The organism is Bilifractor sp. LCP21S3_A7, assembly GCF_052118825.1.
Lineage (GTDB): Bacteria > Bacillota > Clostridia > Lachnospirales > Lachnospiraceae > Bilifractor.
The window spans coordinates 13529-32631 of the sequence record NZ_JBQKGL010000015.1 but is presented as its reverse complement, the minus strand read 5'-3'; the positions used below and the strand labels follow the sequence as shown (position 1 = coordinate 32631).

Below are 19103 nucleotides of genomic sequence, written 5' to 3'. Positions count from 1 at the left end.
TTTCCAAGTCGCATCAATCTCGATGCGGTGCCACCTGCTGGACGTTTAAAGTATGTTTCTTTCCAAAAGCGAAAGACAAATTGCAGCTGCCGTTCCGGCGGCTTCAATTTGCAGATCGTTTTCCGCAGAAGCATTGAAAAGGACTTTTCCGGAAGCAGGGAATTCTTCGTCCGGCAGCCACAAATTGAACTTTATCGGAATGCGGGGCAGAAAGGAAAACAAAAAGGACAAATCAGATTTTTCATGCAGTTCCGTTCCACCCAGCTTCGCAGCGGCTTCCCGGATTGCCTGAGGGTCATGCAGACCAATCCGGCTGATAATACGGTCATTATCCCGGTCAAAGCTTGTACCCTTTGCCAAGCCGCCGGAGTGAAATTCACTCAGGGCAAGGAATTTTCCGGTGAGCGCAGTTCCTTTCGTATTTGCCAGATACTGCAAAATTGTCAGGTCGTGCCACATCTCCAGTGCCGGAGAAATCTGACATTCCGGCCAACTGATCCGAATAGGGATTCCCAAAGTTTCCGTGTCAAATGTCCTTCCATCCCAGCACAGTCCGGTCAGTACGGAAAGCCGAACAGGATCTGCGCCTTCCAATTTCTGCCTGGCGGCAAAGCGCATCAATTCAAACTGCCCATTATTCTCCATCTTGCAAAAACTCCTGTAAGCCTGCCCGAATGAACCGATCAATGGTCTGTTGTACGTTATGCCAGTCCCGACAATTGTTTTGAAGCATCAGCCGGTTAATGGTCAGACAGCCGTGAATCTGGAAATAGAAAATACTCTCTGCCTGTTCAAAGGTCAAATCGCTGTGCTGCATCAGATAACTGATAAAGCCTTCTTTGCTTTTGCCTGCCAGTCGTTTTATGATCCTTTCCGAGACAGTCTCATCCATAAACAGGGGCCAAAGCGCTTCATTCTCCTGTACCTTCTGGCAAAATGGATAGGTGCAGGTTTCTTTTTGGGGACAGAGTACATGACCTATGGTTTGGCTCACATCCGAGAAAGACTCCGCCAAAATGTCGTCCAGCACATCATCCACATCAAAGTAGTGGATGTAAAAGGTTCCCCGGTTGATGTCTGCCAAACGGCAGAGCTCCGTCACGGTTATTTTGGAATAGGGTTTGATCCGCAGAAGCCCCATCAGAGCCTCCCGAATGACACTGCGCGTATACTTCGTCCGGCGATCTTTGGTATTGATTTCTTTTCGCTGCAAAATATGACACCTTCCTCAACAGATTTTGGAAACTGTTTCGTTTCTGCACAGCTTCCAGAATCTGATTATTGTTAATCTGCTGACAATCAGTATAATGATATTGAAGCAAAAAGTCAACAGGATGTCTACTAATTAACAACATGAGGAGAAAACTATGGCGAAGATTATTGCTGTAGCCGGAAAAGGCGGCGTCGGAAAAACCACGCTGACCGGTCTGATGATTCAATACCTGTGTAAGAACGGCAAAACACCCATTCTTGCGGTAGATGCGGATGCCAATTCCAATCTGAATGAGGTGCTGGGTGTGGAAGCTCCGCCCACCCTGGGAGAAATCCGGGAGGAAATCGAACGGGCAGGAATGGCACAAAATTCTCCCATCCCTGCAGGCATGACCAAGGGCGACTACCTGCAAATGCGGCTGGAGGATGCCATTACAGAGGAAAAGGATTTTGACCTGATGGTCATGGGCCGCACCCAGGGCCAGGGCTGCTATTGCTTTGTGAATGGATTGGTGCAGACCCAAATTCAGCGGCTACAAGCCAACTACCCTTATCTTGTGGTGGATAACGAAGCGGGCATGGAGCATATTAGCCGCGGCCTTCTTCCCACCATGGATGTGGCAATTCTGGTCAGTGATTGCTCCCGCCGGGGCGTTCAGGCGGCGGGACGGATCGCGGCACTGATGCGGGAGCTGAACTTCAAGCCCAAGCAGGTAGGATTGATAGTAAACCGTGCGCCGGATGGCAAGCTGGATGCCGGCACCATGGACGAAATTCAGAAGCAAGGGCTGCAGCTGTTTGGCGTGGTACCTCAGAGCGATGAGGTTTATCGCTATGACTGCGACGGAAAACCCACGGTTCAGCTGCCGGAGGATTCCCCTGTCCGGACGGCATTGGTGCGCATTTTACAGAACATCGGGCTGTAAAGGAATAAGACCATGGAAAAAAACAACTATTTGGATCAATATGGTAGGAACAACCTGACGGAAAAGCCGTTGGAATACTATTTGGAAGCATTTGAAAAAACAGACCCACACAAAATCAGCAGCCGTTTAGGGATTCCATATGATCCCCTGCGCAAAGAATTCACCTTCGTTTTTTTGGGTCAGACATATATCGCCCGCTGTTCAGATTTCCAGATTAACCCCATTGATTCGGAAGACAACCTTTTTGGCAGAAACCCCAAGGCACGAATTCTTCTTCTGCGGTATTTGCTCTATTCCACTGTATATTTCCCGGATGGGGAGTTTAAGTCCTACCGGGAATTTCCATCCGGAGAGCTGTACTATGACGTTTTTCACGGAAGGTGCATCCAGCGGCTGCTCAGGACCTATTCGGGGCGGATCCCGGATTTCAAGGAAACGGCTGCCAAGCTGGGAGGAATTCTGATTCCCGGTGGAGATGCCGCAGTTGAATTGGAGTTGTTTGATAATCTTTATATCCGCTTTCTTTTATGGGAGGCAGACGAGGAATTTCCTGCGTCCAGTCAGATCCTGTTTTCCAGTAATTTCGCGGCGGCATTTTCCGCCTACGATTTAACGGATATTGTAGAAATTATTTTAGGTGTTATGAAGGAGAAAGGGGTACAGAAATGATCACCTGTCAGGAAGCCAGAAATGCCATCACAATTCTGGAAGTGGAATGTCCACAATGTGGAGACAGCGTTGAGGTGTTTGTCAAGGACGGTGTGGTCTGCACCGATTCGGTCTGCACCGAATGCGGCAATACCATTGAACAATCCACACCCATTGGAGATATAAAATGTGTTTAGCCGGAATTCAACAATTTCTGAAAGATCGTCACCTTTCCTTTCAATACTGGGAAGAGGACGACTGCGGCAGTATTGAATTTGACCATCGTGGGCTTCACTATCATATTTGGGAATTTCCCAAACCGGAGCGTGGTGCACAGAACAATGTTCGCATCGCGGGTCGTAGTGAGGAATTTGGCCACAACTACGAAGAAGCGATTTTAGAGATTTTCACGACATGGGAGGAATTTTGATGAAAATAACCGTATGTGGCAAGGGTGGCTGCGGAAAAAGCACCGTGACGACGCTCCTTGCAAAGGAATTGGCGCGCATGGGAAAAAAAGTGCTGGTAGTGGACTCCGATGAATCCAATTTCGGTCTGCACCGTCAGTTGGGGGTCGAGCTGCCCAGAGATTTCACCGAATATTTTGGCGGCAAGGATAAAGCTTTCAAAACCATGATGACCGCCGGCATGCTGGACTCTATGAAGCTTTCTGCCTTTGCCAAGAAGTTTTTCTCCGAGGATTTTACCATGGCAGATATTCCGGAGGAATATTACAGTGAAAAAGACGGCGTAAAGCTCATGTCCAGCGGAAAAATCCACAAAGCCAATGAGGGCTGTGCCTGTACCATGAACAGCATTCTGGAGCAGTTTGTTGCTCATCTGACCCTTGCGGAGGATGAAATTGCGCTGCTGGATATGGAAGCCGGTGTGGAGCATTTTGGCAGGGGTACGGATAACTCCGTGGACGGCATTCTGATGATCGTAGACCCATCCTTTGAATCCCTGCGGCTGTCCGCCAAAATTGCGGATTTAAGCACGAGCATCGGCAAGCCCATCTGGTTCTGCCTGAATAAGCTGACCGAAGAAACTGCGCAGATGATGGAAGAGGAAGTCGGTAAACATGGAGCTATTATTGGCAGAATGCCGCTGAATCACGATCTTGCTTTTGCAGGTCTCACTGGTACAGAGCTTCAAATGACAATTGCTCCAATCAGTGAAATGGCTCAGTTTTTGATCCAATAACCACCCACTTATAAAACAGGCAGACCCAGGGTTTCGGGTCTGCTTGTTTTATAGGGGGTGGTTATTGAGTGCTTACGATTCAGGAAGCGAAATAAAGGCTTTCCGGCATTTTGCTTTGAACAGCTTTATCCGGTTTTTGTGCGTTTTTTATCGAAGTCGATTTTCAGAAAAGAAAAAGCCGGAAGCCCTTGAAAACAAAGGATTTCCGGCTGTCTGGAGCATATGAGATTCGAACTCACGACCTCCACAATGCGAATGTGGCGCGCTCCCAACTGCGCTAATGCCCCTCTTTGTGAAATCATTGTCTATAATAAACCTTCAAGCAATGATTTTCAAGTAATTTTTTTAATTCTAAGCATCGATATTTTTATTCTGTTAACCCTGAAGCCTTCACCGGTTGTCTTCTCAATATTCCGCCGCGCAGAACATTCGGCAGTCGATATCATCTGCAGTATAGTGCTGCCGCATCCGTGTGCTCACTGTATGTTGCTCTGAATATTTTTCATCTGCAGTATAACTCTGCCGCATCCGTGTGCTCACTGTATGTTGCTCTGAATATTCTTCATCTGCCGCTCGATGTGCCGCCGCATATACTGCTCCGCGGACTCCTTGTCCTTATCCTTCAGGCTCTTCCAGAGCTCATCGTGCTCCCGGATCAGGGTGTTCCGATTGCTCTCATCCTTCAGATATTCGACGCGATAGCGGTACATCTGCTCACGCAGGTTGCTGATCAGCTGGATCAGTCTTCGATTGCCGGTCGCCTCATAGATGATGGCATGGAAGTCCTCATCGGCTCGCGCAAGCTCTGTGACCCCGGCTTTTCCAATCATTTTCTCAAAGTTCCGGCTTGCCTGATAAAGCCGGTCCAGTCCCTCAGGCGTAATCCGCTCCAGAGCGAGATCAACCGCCATCTCCTCGAGACCGAGGCGCACCTCCAGAACATCCCTCAGATCCTGCTCTGTGATCCTTGCCACCTGTGCGCCCCTTCTCGGTATATTGTATACCAGGCCCTCCAGTTCCAGCATGCGGATAGCTTCCCGGATCGGAGTCCGGCTCACGCCCAGCCGGTTGGCGAGCTGAATCTCCATCAGCCGCTCTCCCGGTTTCAGATCGCCCCGGAGAATTCCCTTGCGCAGCGTCTGAAAAACGACATCCCGAAGAGGCATCCCCTCGTATTCACTCATCGTCTGTACCAGTTTATCTGTCTTCACGCATAAACCTCCTGCATGGTATCTGTCACCGGATATGGCCTTGTCAGAAAAACATCCTTCGCCAGTCCGCTATTCTCAAGTTCTTCGTACGCTATTCGGGCATCCTCCTCCCGCCGGAAGATTCCGAAAACGGTCGGTCCGCTTCCGCTCATTCTTGCTCCCTCTGCCCCGTTTCTTTCCATAATCTGAATCAGCTCTGTGACAGCCGGATGGTGCGGTATCGTCACAAGCTCCAGAACATTTCCCATCGTGCGGACGATCCCGTCCAGATCTCCCTCGCGGATCGCACGGATCTGTCCGTTCACATCCGGATGGGGATAGCTCTCCAGCAGATCCAGGTCATGATATACCTGTCCCGTCGGAACGCTGTCCTCCGGCTTCGCAAGCAAGATCCGGCAATCCGGAACGGGCGGCAGTTTCGTCAGCACCTCCCCGATTCCCTCGGAAAGAGCCGTACCTCCCATAATACAATAAGGCACATCCGCACCGAGCTTCACGGCTCTTCTGCAGAGCTCCTCTTCCGTCAGCCCGAATCCGAACAGCTCATTCACTCCTTTCAGAACACAGGCCGCATCAGCGCTCCCGCCAGCGAGGCCTGCCGCAGACGGAATTCTTTTTTTCAGAAGAATGCTGACACCATCTCTGACCCCGAATTCCTGCATCAGAAGCTCTGCCGCCTTCCAGGCCAGATTCCTGCTGTCCGCCGGCACCCCTGGCGCATCACACGCAAACGAAATCCCTGCAGAATCCTTTTTCTGCAAAACCAGTGTATCGCAGACGTCGACCGTCTGCATCACCATCCGGACCAGATGATAGCCGTCCGGACGCCTTCCGACAACATCCAGGCTCAGATTAATCTTCGCTCTTGCTTTTAATTCCATGGCTGCTCCATCCTTGCATGACAAATCCCCGATAAAAATGTGTTAATTGTCTGATTACTGCTTGCAGTACCCTCCCCGCGATTTTATAATCTATAGCGTATGATGCTCTGTTCGATCAGCTTCATAGCCCGGGGCATTTCATGTTCTGTTCCATCGTTTTCATAAACGGGGAGCATTTCATGCACAATTCCAATCAGCAGAAAAACGGGGGAAATTATATGCTGCGTTCACTTATCTCGATATTATTTGCTGTTCTTTACCTGATTCTGACACTTCCTGTGCTCGGAATCATAACCCTCATTCATCGGAAAGATCCTGAAAAAGCAGGCCGGATTTCTCAGGTCATGATCCGGTGGGCGTTTCGCGTACTCTGCGTCCTCGCCGGCATCCGCATCACTGCCATCGGACAGGAAAATATTCCGGATGACCGCGGCGCCGTTTTCATCGGCAACCACCGCAGTATTTATGATGTAATCATGACTTATCCGTTTATGAAAACCATGGGCGGATACATCGCCAAGGATTCTATCGCGAAAATACCGATTTTCAACATCTGGATGCGCTACATCTACTGCTTCTTCCTGAATCGGAATGATCTGAAACAGGGAATGCAGGTAATCCTCGATGCAATCGCACAAGTCAGGTCAGGCAAGTTTGTCTTTATCTTCCCGGAAGGTACCCGGAACAAAGCGGAGTCAGACACGCCTCTCCTGGAATTTCACGAAGGAAGCTTCCGTGTAGCAACGAAGAGCGGCGCGCCGATCATTCCGGTGTCCATTTCCAACTCCATCAACATCTTCGAGCGACATTTTCCCTGGCTGAAGGCCACACATGTCATCATCGAATTCGGAAAGCCGATCGATCCCGCGACTCTATCCCGTGAAGAGAAGAAGCATGTCGGTGAATACACCCGGAAGATCATGACGCAGACCCTCGAGCGCAATGCCAGCCTCCTGTAGGCCGGCCGCCTGATGGCGATCTGACGGAATATCATTCTCCTCTGAGACGGCCGCCTGATGGCGGTCTGCCGGAATATCACTCTCCTCTGAGCTGACCGCCGAACAGGATCTCTTGTCCACGATAAAGATGTCATATTCAAAAGATAACTTATTCACGCTAAAAAGTCCATGGAATTCTTTCTTCAAAGAACCCCATGGATTTTTCATGTCCGGTTTCCGCCACCGGCCTTATGGCTGAATATCCTCAAACACAACCGTAGATCCATCTGTCTTCACCAGCTCATAATCCTCCAGCGAGCGGACGGTGCGGTCCATTCTCGGTACGCGATAAACGAGTCGGCACAGCCAGATGCTCGGATTATTGCGTGAATCAATATTGGTAGAGATGTAGTCCGGCGCCGTCAGGAAATTCATCAGAAGACAGCTTGTAAGGATGTCGAACAGAAGATTCATAAAGGAGGAGCCGCTTCTGTGATTAAAATCCGAAATCTGTCCGCGGATGTACTCCCCGCGCTGCTTCCGATACCACCTCAGTACTCTCACATCGATCGATTCAATTGCAAATACGCCCTCATAGGCATCTACAACCTCACACACCTGATCCGATATGGCATTATAATTGTCTTCCTCCGTATGGATATTCAGCAGTACCGGAACCTGACCATCGATCTCGTGGAGAGCCTCCTCCAGCGTCGGAATCTCCTCCTCTGAATCTCCAAGTTTCAGTTCCTTCAGTTCGTCCAGGACACTGTTCTCCACAGAGCCTTCTATTCCCGTCATCCGCTCCAGTCTGGAGTCTGCAAAAACAACAGGCACTCCGTCACGAGTCAGTCTCACGTCGAGGTTCAGACCGTAGCCGTGATCAATGGCAGCGCGGATCGCCGCCATGCTGTTCTCCGGAATCCTGCCATCCTCTCCCCGGTACCCTCTTCTCGCATAATCATAACGGCGGATTTCACTGATATCCGGTTTATTCCAGATTCTCGGTTTCACCGCAAACGTCCAGGCAGCAACTGTGCCGATGCAGACACCCGCCACCTTCTTAAATGTCTTACCCATAGCAACACCCTCCAGGCTTTTCTGTATGTATTCTGTGCCGGTATCTCTCCGGTTTCGGAATTTTTCATTTACCTGCTCAGTAAACGCCCATACGATAAATCGTGCTACAAACTGTACAAGTCCCCGCGTCACTTCGCTGCTTCGCAGCTTCCGTGCATGCTTCGCATGCCCAAAGGCCGCCTGCTGGACAACGGTTTTATACAGTATAACACAGGCATCTCCAAAATCAAAGAAATACCAGTCATTTTTCAGCCCGTCCCGTGCCGCCGGGACCTATTCCTATTACATGTACAGGGTTCAGGCCCCACAGAAGCTTGTCCGTGTCAGAGCGCTTATTTGTCCAGAAGGTCCGTCATACTCGACAGTGCGATCGCAACTGTCGACATATTGTGAAGGGCAGCTGTTGTCCCGGGCATCACAACTCCTGTCACACACAGAATGATCAGCAGGGTATTGAATACCATAATCTTCCTGTAGTTACGGTTGATCCTTTTGACCAAAGCGTCTGAAATTCTCCGCAGTGTTACAAGCTCATTTCCTGTTTGTCAACCCAGACATTAGTTGTACACAGATATGCAAGTAATGCAGATTGTCCTGATCTCTGCAGCAGGATCAGCTGTGAACAGAATTGCATTTGGTAAACCGTCATGCAATAAACAGCACACTTAAGACAACACCACATACTGTACTTCGAAGAGATGACAAATACTTCTCATTTGCGGTCGCAGTGACTGAGTGCCTTGTAGGATGCTTCGCTCAGACAACGCGCCATTGCTCTCGCCTCCTGCTGTGCCTCCTCCGGTTCTATTCCCGCGTCTGTCAGCATCTTACACAAAAATGTAATCCGGTCACAATACGCGCAGGCAATGGAGCTTCCCGAATCAGACAGAGATATTTTCTTTCGGGGTGAGATATGAATCAGCCCTTCTCCCTCCAGCTGCTGGAGCATATTGTGAACACTGGCTCTGGAGAATTTCAATACGTTCGCAATATCTATGGAACGCACCTCCTCCCGGTCCTCCTCAAGCTTCAGGATTGTGTATAAGTAGTCCTGCATCGCATCTGTAATCATCCCTTCTCCTCCATCGAAAACAACAACCGGCAGTGCGGTTTGCTGATCAGCAAAACATATGGTGTCATATTGGTCTTATAATGGTGTCGAATCAATGGTAAATGTCCTGTACGCAGTATAATATATACGAATATATATTTGTTGTCTCATATATATATTAGATGCTATTAACCTCTGTAAAGTTTATACTTCTCCATATCTGTTGTCAATAAAAGATTATGTTTTTTTAATTTATCTATTGACAAAACAATTCGTATGCGTTAAGATAATCATCGCTGGTTGAAAAACAGCCGTGTGTGATTAGCTCAGCTGGATAGAGCGTTTGGCTACGGACCAAAAGGCCGGGGGTTCGAATCCTCTATCACACGCTACAAGATGAAAGGCTTCCGATTTTCTGAAGAGATCGGAAGCTTTTTTGTATCACGGAACACCTGTGAACCCTTTTGCGTGTTCCTTTCCTTTTCACCGCACACAAAAAAGAGCCCTTTCACCCGATCGCCGGCAGGCTCTTTTCCCTTATCTCTCATATATTTTTATATATCCCGCACATCATGTGTCCCGCACGTCATGTATCTCATGATGCATCTCACATATCATGTATCATACATCATAGTATGTGACACTTCTGGTCTCCCCGAAGGCCAGTCCGACCTCCGCGCCTTTCAGACGCTCTCCCACGATGATCATCACCTCTTTCCGGAATGATGTCGGCTTGATCTCCGTGTGCTCAGCAGTCGCGTTAATCTCATACCAGCTATCCTCAGAACTGTCATCCGCACGACTACCATTCGAACAACCGCCATCCGCGCAACTGCCATCCGAACAACCGCTATCCGCACGACTGCTGTCATCACAACAATCATCCCTGCAATGGTCATCTTCACAACGGTCATTCTTCTCCAATCCGGAAGATCCTTCCGGTTTATTCAGTCCCGGCGCGTGGAAAAATCCCTTGACTCGGATGACTCTTCCGTATTTTTCCTCATTGGTAAACAAACCGGCAATAAGCGAGCATACTTCCGGAACGGGTCTGGAAATGTGATAATAGAAAAGGGTCTGATAGCTGCCGTCTTCTGCGATCGGAAGCTTAACCATATCCCCTTTCCGGTGTCCGGCTTCCAGAATCCTCTTCCAGTCTTCATCGCTAAGCCGGTTCCAGTCAGCGACAAGAATATCTTCCTGCCGAAAATTCCTGTTTAGTTTGTATTTCTCCGATCCCTCATTCAGCAGGCTGAGAATACTGCCGCAGATTTCCTCCGATGTCTTAACAGACGGAAATCCGGGAATCTCCTGCGCTCTGGATACAACCAGAAGGCCGGCATTTGCCGCTTCCGAAGTGAACAGATACTTCCATGTGTCATCCGGCCGCTCCGGTATATGCGCGTCCACCATGCACAGAATATTCCCCAGCGAATACCATCTGTCGATCGGGCTGTCATTGAGTATGTTAAAAAAATCATCCGTATCAAAAATTCCGGACGGCTCCACAATGACTCTGTCATAGCCAAGCATGCCCATGGAAATCAGCTTCGTCCGGAATCGTCTGCGATAGCAGTCCCAATCCCCGGCCGTGACCATCTCCACATCGCATGCCTCTCCCAAAGCCTCCGTCAACAGCGCTCTGTCCACACTGATTGCCCCATAGTCATTCGCCAGAATGCAGACACGCTTTCCCTCTCGCAGAAACTTCTGCACATACCGGATAATAAACGTCGTCTTCCCGGAACCAAGAAGGCCGGTGATCAGATCGATCTTAACCTGCATCTACACACTCTCCTCCAGAGCCAGCGCAAGCCGGTAGAAAACCGGATCCTCCAGTGCCTTTTCCCAGTTCGGGTAAGGTGAGATAGTCCCGAAAACCTTATCCCTCAGCACCCTGGTGTCATCCGACTGATACTCGTTTGCGATGATCATGCACTGGCATTTTGGCAGAAGCTCGCTGTTTTTCAGCAGTTTCTGCATTTTACGGTTTGCCAGAACATTTGCCTCGGTCAGCAGAATCAATGCCTTTATCTTATTCAGTCTCTCCGTGATCTCCCGGGTGAGACGGGTCCCCATATCCAGAATAATAAAATCAAAATCCTGCTTCTCCACAAGCGTGTGAATCAGAACATCGAATTCCTCCAGGCCGATATTCATCATCCCCAGGGATTTTTCAAACGGAAGCAGATACGAAACGACATCCGTCTTGATGTTCTGAAGAATCGTCCAGTAGGTATCTTCGTCAGGGTGAATCAGCTTTTCCGCCAGCTCCGGAGAGGCGTAATTCTCTCCTGGAAGATATACGGACAGGCTCTGTGTGTCATCACATCCGACCAGAAGCACCTTCTGGTCCAGCATCTTAAGTTTTCTTGCAAGGGCCACACACACGAGGCTTTTCCCGCATCCCCCGATCGGAGAATAAACGGCAACCACCCTTGTCTGCTTCGGAGCCGGCGTCACATCCTCCGCCTGTGCGGCAGATTCCGCCTCATCTTCTGACCAAAGGGCCATATCGATCTTCTCGAAAATCTCTTCCTTAGGCATGAACTCAACCAGAACCGTCACATTGTCCGGATATGTTTTTGTCATTTCGACCTCCGGAACAAGCAGATAGATCTTGCCGATCGAATGCCCCTCAAATTGACTGCCGTCTCCATAGGAAGCCTCATCGATCAGCATCAGATCCGGGTCCTGCTCCGTCGAAAAGTAGGCATCCACAAATCCCGGATCCGTGATAACCTGAACCTCGGCATTCACAGAATACCGTCTGATGATATCCTCCTCATACCGTTTGAGAAATCCTGAATCGGTGTCTATTATGATCAGCTGCGGTTTTTTACCTTCCATAATCACTGTTGCCCTCACTCTACGTTAAATGTATAATCCGCGAAACGAATAACAGTACCTTCACCAATCGGAATCTCCGTATTCGGGGCAATCTTCTGATCATTGATATATGTGCCATTTTCGCTGTTCATATCACTGACATAATAATTGATGCCATTCCAACCGATAATCGCGTGAACCGGACTGACTGTATCCACATCTGTGATCAGTCCGTCCGCCTCCCCCGGATCTGTCCCGATCCGGAACTTTTCCTGTCGGATGATAAAGGTAAGCGGATGCGGTGTGTTAATGCTCTTCAATGTGAGACTTTCGTTGTCGAGCTCAGCCGGAGACCGCTGCTCCAAAGCAGTGGAAAGGCTCTTCCAGTCGCCGAAATTCTGCTGCTTCTGATAGGCGATCTGCCTGCAGACAAATTCACCGCCATCGCGATCCGATACCAGATCTTCTATCAGGGAATAGAGCCGCTTCATATAGATACCGCTATGCCTGGACTCCTCAGGGATGGTTGCCGGAAGGCAGATCAGATACACCTGTCCTCCGTCATCCAGATAAATGCTGTCCGTATCCCAGATGACATTCTCCAGTGAAATTTCCTCATGCTCTGACAGAGCACTCACTCTCTCAAGCAGCGCCTGAGCCGCCTTTGTCACCTCGTTGAGATCCATATCCTGCGTCGCCTCCCCGAGCGTTCTGTAACGTTCCGGGAAAAAAGCCAGCTTGATTCGTTCGTTATAATGAATCCAGAAGCACGGAAACAATCCGTAGTCTGCTCCCTGTCCATTCACAAAGGCAAGGGCCCTCGTATCGAGCAGTTCTTCTGAATTAATCAAAAAATCCCTCATACTACATCCTCTGTCTGTAAGATTTCAGCTGTTTTCCGCCCCTCCTCAGATATCAGCCAGAGTCATTGTACATCAGTTCACAAAATTATACAACTGCCAGCGAAACGCTCCGAAAACACCAGCGAAACGCTCCGAAAACGCCGGAAATAAAATGCTGTCATTCGCAGCGTTTCCGGCCTTGCGGGTGTATTGAAACCATCCCGAAACGAATACTCTGTTTATCAGATAGCCCTGAGCATCTCCCGGAGCTCCTCGACCGGAAGCTGTCCCGGCGCGGATGCGTCTCCGACGATTCCGAAGGTCAGCACTGATCCGGTAATTCTTCCGCTCACGCGGCTGAGCCTCCCAAGGTCTCCCATTGCCATCGTCACGAGCGGACTCGGGAACTGACGGTTCTTCTCCTCGGTAACACTCATAAGCCGCAGCACATCCTTTGCCTTCTTTGGCATGACTGCCACCTTCAGCACATCCGCCCCGGTTCGTGACAGTCTGTCAAACACAAGGCCCAGCTCCGGTTTTTTGGGTGTTCTGCTAAAGTTGTGCCAGGACGCGATTACCGGCATCCCCAGCTGATGGACCTCGGAAATCAGGAGTTCTGTATTGATCTCCGGATTCAGTCCCTCAATATCAACCAGAGAAACTTCCGGACGCCCGGCCGCATACAGAAGCAGTGACCGGTATTCTTCCGGCGTCAGCTGTCCATTGCCTCCCTCTCTCTTCGTGCGGATGGTGAAGAGAATCGGAGTCTCACCCAGAATTTCCTGTAGGGACATAAGCACTTCCGCCACCTTCTCCACGTCTCCAAGGTCCTCGAAATAATCGGCACGCCATTCCACAAGATCTGGAGACGCCGCAGCAGCTTCTCGTGCCTGTGCTTCCAGTTCATCCTTTCCTGTCCCGGTTAACGGAACACAGATTTTCGGCAGTCCCTCTCCCAGAATCACTCCGTTCTTCAGATGCACCGGTTTCTTGACTGCCTTCAACGGCTTCGGCGATTTTGCAGGCTTTTCACGGCGCCACTCATAGAGCGAACGCTGTTTTTTCTCGTGAACTTTATTTCGTCTCATTTCCTGTCCCCTATGATCCGATCGCACATCCGCGTCTTTCTCCGCTTCAGGATCATCTGTCTTCTCTACGCTCTTCTCTCCGGACAGCGTATTCCCGTTCTCTCTGGGCAGCTCATTCTTGTTTTCTCCGTGCAGCCCATTCTCATCATCTACAGACCGGATATTTTCGCCCTCTTTCTGCCGTTCGCTCTCAGCCTCCGCAGGCTCATGGTCCGCAGGTTCTTCTGCTGTCACGTTCACTTGGTCTGACGGATTCACATTCTCCGAATACTCTTCGGGTGTTTTTTTCTCCAGGTTCATTTCCGCAGAATTCCCGCACGACAGACTTTCCTCATCACGTCCTGCCGTCGATTCCTTTTCATCCACAGTATTCTGGCCTTCTGCCATCCTGTTCTTTCTTCCTAAAAATGTATTTCTTTTTCTTCGTCTTGTGAACCACATATCTTCTCCTTTGCCCCTGAATCGCCGGACTTCCTGCTATCGCAGCAGAACCTCGACGATAATATCTGCAGTCTAAAACAGCCCGGATAGGTTCCGGGCTGTAAAATCTCTTAATTATTTATCTAATTCGATAATTATGATCCCATTTGGTATCTCTGAGATCTGTCGTTCTTCTCCTGAATCAGACACAAATCTTCCTTCCATGCAGGAACCGGAAAAATATCCTTATTCCCTGCGGAGGAAAAATGCGCCTCTCTTCGCTCCCTATCTCAGTGCTTCTGGAGGAAATCCGGAATCTGGATATCCTTCTTCGGTGTCTTCGGGGCTGTCGGTCTCGACGTGGTTGGTGCAGCGGTCTGCTTTGGAATCGTGAAGCTCGGCATGGAATAGGAAGGTGCAGTCTTAGCTGCGGCTCCGCTTCTGCGGTTCTGTGAGGAACCGAGGATCGTCGGCTCTGTCTTCTCGATTTTCTCCGCCTCTGCGTCCTTTACATTTGCTACTCTGGCAGATGCATCATCCAGTCCGGTCGCAATCACCGTGATCTTGCAGGTATCCGGCGTGGAGTCGTCATACATCGCGCCGAAGATAATATTTGCGTCGTCACCGGCGAGATTCTGTACATAGCTGGCAGCGTCATTGGCATCCATCAGGCTGATATCTCCTGAGATATTGATGATGACATTGGAAGCACCCTCAATCGTTGTCTCAAGAAGCGGGGACTGAACTGCCTCCTGAACCGCCTCAAGTGCTTTGTCATCGCCCTTGGAAGCACCGATTCCGATATGCGCCATCCCCTTGTCCTTCATAACCGTCTGTACATCCGCGAAGTCGAGGTTGATCAGCGCGGGTACATTAATCAGATCCGTAATGCCCTGTACTGCCTCCTGAAGCACCTCATCCGCCTTCTTCAGTGCCTCCGGCATAGTCGTGCGGCGATCCACGATCTCGAGAAGCTTATCATTCGGGATCACAATCAATGTGTCTACATTCTGCTTCAGTCTGTCGATACCGGAAAGAGCATTTGTCATCCGCTGCTTTGCTTCAAAACGGAACGGCTTGGTAACCACACCGACTGTCAGGCATCCGGCTTCTTTTGCCAGACTTGCAACCACCGGAGCAGCACCGGTTCCGGTTCCGCCGCCCATACCGCAGGTGACGAATACCATGTCGGCGCCTTCCACGAGCTTCTTGATCTCGTCCGCACTCTCCTCTGCAGCCTTCTGTCCTACCTCAGGCTTTGCTCCTGCTCCGAGTCCCTTTGTAACCTTCTCGCCGATCTGCAGAACAGTCGGTGCCTTGCAAAGTGTCAGTGCCTGCTTATCTGTATTGATTCCAACGAATTCCACCCCTCCGATGGACTCGTCTACCATTCTGTTTACGGCATTGTTGCCGGCGCCTCCGACACCAATTACCACAATCTTTGCTGAAGATTCAGCCTCGTTCGTCATAATCTCTAACAAAATGCTTCCTCCTTTATCTGACCAGAAACCTGAAGCAGGTCTTCTGCCAATTATTTATCTTCCCTCATTCCTTATAATCAAAGAAAACAACACACTTCCTATAATATAGTCTTCGCAGGAAATATTCAACACTTTTTCAAAAAAACGTAGGCAGCCACAGTCATCAGTATGCAGCTCCGCCATAGCCATCCGCCGTTCCGTCTGTCCCGTCGTCATAGGTGTTTTCATTTTCATATGCGGTATCCGTGCTCCCGTCTCCGCCCGCATTCCCTGTGTCTGTGTCTCCATATGCGGCGTCCGTGTCTCCAGCTCCGCCGGTGCCATCGGTGTCTGTTTCACCATATGTGGCATCCGTGCTCCCGTCTCCGCCCGCATTCCCTGTGTCTGCGTCTCCATATGCGGCATTCGTGCTTCCGTCTCCGCCCGCAGTGTACGTATCTGCCGTTCCGCCGTTTTCGTCCGCAGTGTCGGTTCCCTCAGCGGTCGTATTGCCAGCATCTGCCGTATTTCCGGAAGCAGTCACTGTTCCCGTACTTCCGGAACTGTCGGAGGAATTCTTCCCCGTCTCCGTCGTATCAAAGATGATATTTACCGTATCCTCCGTATAGGTCTCAAGATGAAGCGTTCCCTCCATTCCCGAAAGCTGAGGCAAAATCGCTGCAGCCTTCGACATTTTGTCCTCCAGAAGGGTATCCTTTCCCAGAAGGATCTTCACCTTTCCATCGTTGTAATACAGGGTAATATTCTGGTCATTGTCAAACGCGATCTTGTCCGGTCTGATGTCAAATTTGCTGATCAGCCGGCTCAAGGCCTGAATTGTAGAAAAGACGCTATTGTCTGAAACCGGAACGGCCTTTCCAACGGTCAGTTTCTTATCGGTTAGTCCGATAATCCTTGTTACATCCGTCAATGCCGGATGATACTCTGTGTCAGCGGAAGAATCGCCAGAAGGTTCGGAAGACCCGGATGAAACAGCCTGAAGTACATTTGATCCATTCTCCGTCCGGTTCGCAGAGGAATCTGCTGCAGCTGCCGCCCCAGATGTCTGGGCTTTCTGCTTTTTCTCCTCTTCTTTTGCCGTCTTAGCATTGTCGTAGTCTGTCTGTGTGATATCCGGAACGCCGTCGCCGTCAATATCAATCAGTCCGACACCAGAAGTTGTCTGATCAACCATCCCGTCGCTATCAGTGTCCACAAGCCAGTTTCCATCCGCATCTGTCTCGGGAACGCCGTCGCCGTTGAGATCCACCAGCGTCGCCGTAAGGCCGAGCGACTTGTAATCGGTCTTCTGCGTGCCGGATGAAGAAACCGAAGAGGAAGAAACAGACGAAGCCGAAACCGATGACGAAGACACCACGGACTCTGTCTCCTCCTCGTCAGACGTTGGATTATCGTCCTTAACCGCCTCCAGCACGATTCCGTTTGCGTCGAAATAATAGTTGATTCCGTCCTGTTGAATATATCCAACAGGAGAATTTTCATTTACCGCGAGCCTGACACTGCTGTGGCCCATGTATTCCACATGTATAGATGAGATGAACGGTGCGTTTTCGGGCTTAATCGTCTTTCTCACATAGCACAGATACAGAGAATTCCGATCCGCGAAGCCTCCGAACACCATCTCCCTGATCTCTTTTTCCGTATACCGCGAACTCCCTGTCACTTCCGCATTTTGATCCGGAACATAAAATACGCCGATGAAAATCACGAAGCACACCAGAAGGCCTCCGACAGCCGCAAGGATAATCCGCAGTTTTTTCCTCCGGATCCTCTCCCGTTTTTTCTTTTCCTGATGTCCTCTTTTTTCCTGATCCAAAACGAACTCCTTTATTCGTGGCATTCGCACATGCTTCTGACGTACTGTTTGAACATATCTCCACGCTGCTCGTAATTGTCAAACTGGCCCCAGCTCGCACACGCCGGAGAGAGCAGAACGGCATCTCCGGGAACCGCATGTTTCGCGCAAGCCTTCGTCGCCTCCTCCAGGTTATCGAAGAAAGCAATATTCTTCTTCGGGAAGCCGAGCCGCACTGCCGTCTCTGCGATCTTTTCTCTTGTCTGTCCGATCAGTGCGAGAAACTTTACTTTACCGTCAAACGCCTTGATCCATTCATCAAAAGCCAGCTCCTTGTCGAAACCGCCCCCGATCAGACAGGTCGGCCGGTTCATCGCCTGAATTCCCTTAATGGCAGCATCCGGATTCGTGCCCTTAGAATCGTTATAGTATCTTACGCCGTTTACCTCGGCCACATACTCTATGCGATGTTCAACTCCCTTGAAAGCACATACCGTCTTACGGATACTCTCCACAGGTACACCTGCGTGATACGCCATGGCAACAGCAACCATGATGTTTTCAAAGTTATGAAGACCGAGAAGCTGAAGATCATCTGTCCGGACTACCGGAAGCTTTTCCTTGCCATCCGCAATGTAAATCGTACCGCCGTCCAGATATATTCCATGTTTCAGAACTCTGCGACTGGAAAAATAGATCACCTTTGCTCTTACCTTGCTGCCGAATTCACGAAGTATATCGTCCTCATAATTTAGAACGCAGATATCTTCCTCGGTCTGATTTTCCGCAATCCGCTCCTTGCATCGAATATATTCCGTCATCGTATGATGCCGGTTCAGGTGATCCTCCGTAATATTTGTAATCGCCGATGCAACCGGATGAAAACTGTCGATGGTCTCCAGCTGGAAACTGCTGACTTCCGCCACCGTCCACGCATTCTCGCTCTGCCCGAGGACCACGTCCGTATAGGGTGTCCCGATATTTCCGACTACATAGACCTCAGGGAAATAATCCTTCATAATCTCGCCCAGAAGCGTTACCGTTGTCGTCTTTCCATTCGTTCCTGTGACAGCGAGCACCTTTCCCCTGCCGATCCTGTAAGCAAGCTCGATCTCTCCCCAGACCGGAATTCCTCTCGCGTAAAAATCCTGTACAACCGGTATGTCGCAGGGAACTCCCGGGCTCATGACCACAAGATCAATCTGTTTCGCCTTCTCATCCGGAAGACTGCCAAGAATGATCTCCACATCCCGGCCAACATTATCCAGAATCTCCTTCCGGTCAGCTTTCTCATTGCCATCGTAGATCACCGGCACCGCTCCCCTTGCCAGAAGCAGATGCGCTGCACCGATACCACTTTTTCCGGATCCGAATACTAGTACTTTCTTTCCCTTTAACTCCATGTCCATGTCCCTTCCTATTCTGAAATGACGGTCCCGTTTCCGGAGCCTGGATATTTACCTCTGATAAATTCTGTGCCTGCCCCTGACTCGCCGTA

The 19103-nt window shown here is 50.0% G+C and carries 20 protein-coding genes and 2 tRNA genes; 7 read left to right on the top strand and 15 right to left on the bottom strand.

The window, feature by feature from the left end; genetic code table 11:
- Positions 1–45: 45 nt before the first annotated feature.
- Together ACTQ1O_RS12520 and ACTQ1O_RS12515 are read right to left on the bottom strand one after the other, a co-directional pair.
- Positions 46–645 (bottom strand): DUF3786 domain-containing protein, encoded by a 600-nt coding sequence (locus ACTQ1O_RS12520; protein WP_441487544.1) that lies wholly within the window; start codon positions 643–645, stop codon positions 46–48.
- On the bottom strand, positions 635–1084 hold the full coding sequence (locus tag ACTQ1O_RS12515; protein WP_441487543.1) for a TetR/AcrR family transcriptional regulator: 450 nt from the start codon (positions 1082–1084) through the stop codon (positions 635–637). Before ACTQ1O_RS12515 ends, ACTQ1O_RS12520 begins: the two co-directional genes overlap by 11 nt.
- A gap of 283 nt (positions 1085–1367) precedes the next feature.
- Between ACTQ1O_RS12515 and ACTQ1O_RS12510 the strand changes: the two genes are divergently transcribed.
- From ACTQ1O_RS12510 to ACTQ1O_RS12490, 5 genes are read left to right on the top strand one after another with little or no spacing between them, the layout of a single operon-like run.
- Entirely contained in the window at positions 1368–2138 is a 771-nt protein-coding gene (locus tag ACTQ1O_RS12510) for a nucleotide-binding protein (protein ID WP_441487542.1), read from the top strand.
- Positions 2139–2150: 12 nt separating this feature from the next.
- The gene (locus tag ACTQ1O_RS12505; RefSeq protein WP_441487541.1) at positions 2151–2807 is read left to right on the top strand and encodes a DUF3786 domain-containing protein; all 657 of its coding nucleotides are present in this window, start codon (positions 2151–2153) and stop codon (positions 2805–2807) included.
- Positions 2804–2983 carry a hypothetical protein gene (locus ACTQ1O_RS12500; RefSeq protein WP_441487540.1) on the top strand — a complete coding sequence of 60 codons (180 nt, stop codon included), beginning with the start codon at positions 2804–2806 and terminating at the stop codon, positions 2981–2983. The genes ACTQ1O_RS12505 and ACTQ1O_RS12500 overlap by 4 nt, the downstream gene beginning before the upstream one ends.
- Entirely contained in the window at positions 2974–3216 is a 243-nt protein-coding gene (locus ACTQ1O_RS12495) for a kinase (protein ID WP_441487539.1), read from the top strand. Before ACTQ1O_RS12500 ends, ACTQ1O_RS12495 begins: the two co-directional genes overlap by 10 nt.
- Positions 3216–3989 (top strand): nucleotide-binding protein, encoded by a 774-nt coding sequence (locus ACTQ1O_RS12490; protein ID WP_441487538.1) that lies wholly within the window; start codon positions 3216–3218, stop codon positions 3987–3989. Before ACTQ1O_RS12495 ends, ACTQ1O_RS12490 begins: the two co-directional genes overlap by 1 nt.
- Before the next feature lie 214 nt (positions 3990–4203).
- Here ACTQ1O_RS12490 and ACTQ1O_RS12485 read toward each other — a convergent pair.
- The 3 genes from ACTQ1O_RS12485 to ispE all read right to left on the bottom strand — a co-directional run bounded on the left by ACTQ1O_RS12485 (position 4204) and on the right by ispE (position 6081).
- Positions 4204–4276, bottom strand: a tRNA-Ala gene (locus ACTQ1O_RS12485).
- Positions 4277–4525: 249 nt separating this feature from the next.
- The gene (locus tag ACTQ1O_RS12480; protein ID WP_441475681.1) at positions 4526–5173 is read right to left on the bottom strand and encodes a GntR family transcriptional regulator; all 648 of its coding nucleotides are present in this window, start codon (positions 5171–5173) and stop codon (positions 4526–4528) included.
- Positions 5174–5196: 23 nt separating this feature from the next.
- Positions 5197–6081, bottom strand: coding sequence for a 4-(cytidine 5'-diphospho)-2-C-methyl-D-erythritol kinase (gene ispE / locus ACTQ1O_RS12475; RefSeq protein WP_441487537.1), 885 nt, complete (start codon positions 6079–6081; stop codon positions 5197–5199).
- Positions 6082–6260: 179 nt separating this feature from the next.
- Between ispE and ACTQ1O_RS12470 the strand changes: the two genes are divergently transcribed.
- A complete protein-coding gene (locus tag ACTQ1O_RS12470) occupies positions 6261–7040 on the top strand; it encodes a lysophospholipid acyltransferase family protein (RefSeq protein ID WP_441487536.1) in 780 nt (259 codons plus the stop codon).
- A gap of 228 nt (positions 7041–7268) precedes the next feature.
- On the opposite strand, the gene ACTQ1O_RS12465 is transcribed toward ACTQ1O_RS12470, so the two are convergent.
- The 3 genes from ACTQ1O_RS12465 to ACTQ1O_RS12455 all read right to left on the bottom strand — a co-directional run bounded on the left by ACTQ1O_RS12465 (position 7269) and on the right by ACTQ1O_RS12455 (position 9171).
- Positions 7269–8099 carry a glycerophosphodiester phosphodiesterase family protein gene (locus tag ACTQ1O_RS12465; protein ID WP_441475654.1) on the bottom strand — a complete coding sequence of 277 codons (831 nt, stop codon included), beginning with the start codon at positions 8097–8099 and terminating at the stop codon, positions 7269–7271.
- Positions 8100–8431: 332 nt separating this feature from the next.
- Positions 8432–8599, bottom strand: coding sequence for a hypothetical protein (locus tag ACTQ1O_RS12460; protein WP_441487535.1), 168 nt, complete (start codon positions 8597–8599; stop codon positions 8432–8434).
- A 212-nt stretch (positions 8600–8811) separates the two neighbouring features.
- On the bottom strand, positions 8812–9171 hold the full coding sequence (locus ACTQ1O_RS12455; RefSeq protein ID WP_441487534.1) for a metal-dependent transcriptional regulator: 360 nt from the start codon (positions 9169–9171) through the stop codon (positions 8812–8814).
- 294 nt (positions 9172–9465) lie between these two features.
- Between ACTQ1O_RS12455 and ACTQ1O_RS12450 the strand changes: the two genes are divergently transcribed.
- Positions 9466–9539 (top strand) — tRNA-Arg (locus ACTQ1O_RS12450).
- A 232-nt stretch (positions 9540–9771) separates the two neighbouring features.
- Here the strand turns inward: ACTQ1O_RS12450 and ACTQ1O_RS12445 are convergent.
- From ACTQ1O_RS12445 to murD, 7 genes are all read right to left on the bottom strand, one after another.
- A complete protein-coding gene (locus ACTQ1O_RS12445) occupies positions 9772–10935 on the bottom strand; it encodes a GTP-binding protein (RefSeq protein WP_441487533.1) in 1164 nt (387 codons plus the stop codon).
- On the bottom strand, positions 10936–12000 hold the full coding sequence (locus ACTQ1O_RS12440; RefSeq protein ID WP_441487532.1) for an AAA family ATPase: 1065 nt from the start codon (positions 11998–12000) through the stop codon (positions 10936–10938). It lies immediately after the preceding gene.
- Between the two features lie 14 nt (positions 12001–12014).
- A complete protein-coding gene (locus tag ACTQ1O_RS12435; protein ID WP_441098769.1) occupies positions 12015–12830 on the bottom strand; it encodes an FHA domain-containing protein in 816 nt (271 codons plus the stop codon).
- 233 nt (positions 12831–13063) lie between these two features.
- Entirely contained in the window at positions 13064–14296 is a 1233-nt protein-coding gene (gene aroD / locus ACTQ1O_RS12430; protein ID WP_441487531.1) for a type I 3-dehydroquinate dehydratase, read from the bottom strand.
- 323 nt (positions 14297–14619) lie between these two features.
- The gene (ftsZ, locus tag ACTQ1O_RS12425) at positions 14620–15798 is read right to left on the bottom strand and encodes a cell division protein FtsZ (protein WP_441475682.1); all 1179 of its coding nucleotides are present in this window, start codon (positions 15796–15798) and stop codon (positions 14620–14622) included.
- 175 nt (positions 15799–15973) lie between these two features.
- Positions 15974–17626, bottom strand: a complete 1653-nt coding sequence (locus ACTQ1O_RS12420; protein ID WP_441487530.1) for a hypothetical protein — start codon at positions 17624–17626, stop codon at positions 15974–15976.
- Between the two features lie 11 nt (positions 17627–17637).
- Positions 17638–19008 carry a UDP-N-acetylmuramoyl-L-alanine--D-glutamate ligase gene (gene murD, locus ACTQ1O_RS12415; protein WP_441487529.1) on the bottom strand — a complete coding sequence of 457 codons (1371 nt, stop codon included), beginning with the start codon at positions 19006–19008 and terminating at the stop codon, positions 17638–17640.
- Positions 19009–19103 lie beyond the last annotated feature (95 nt).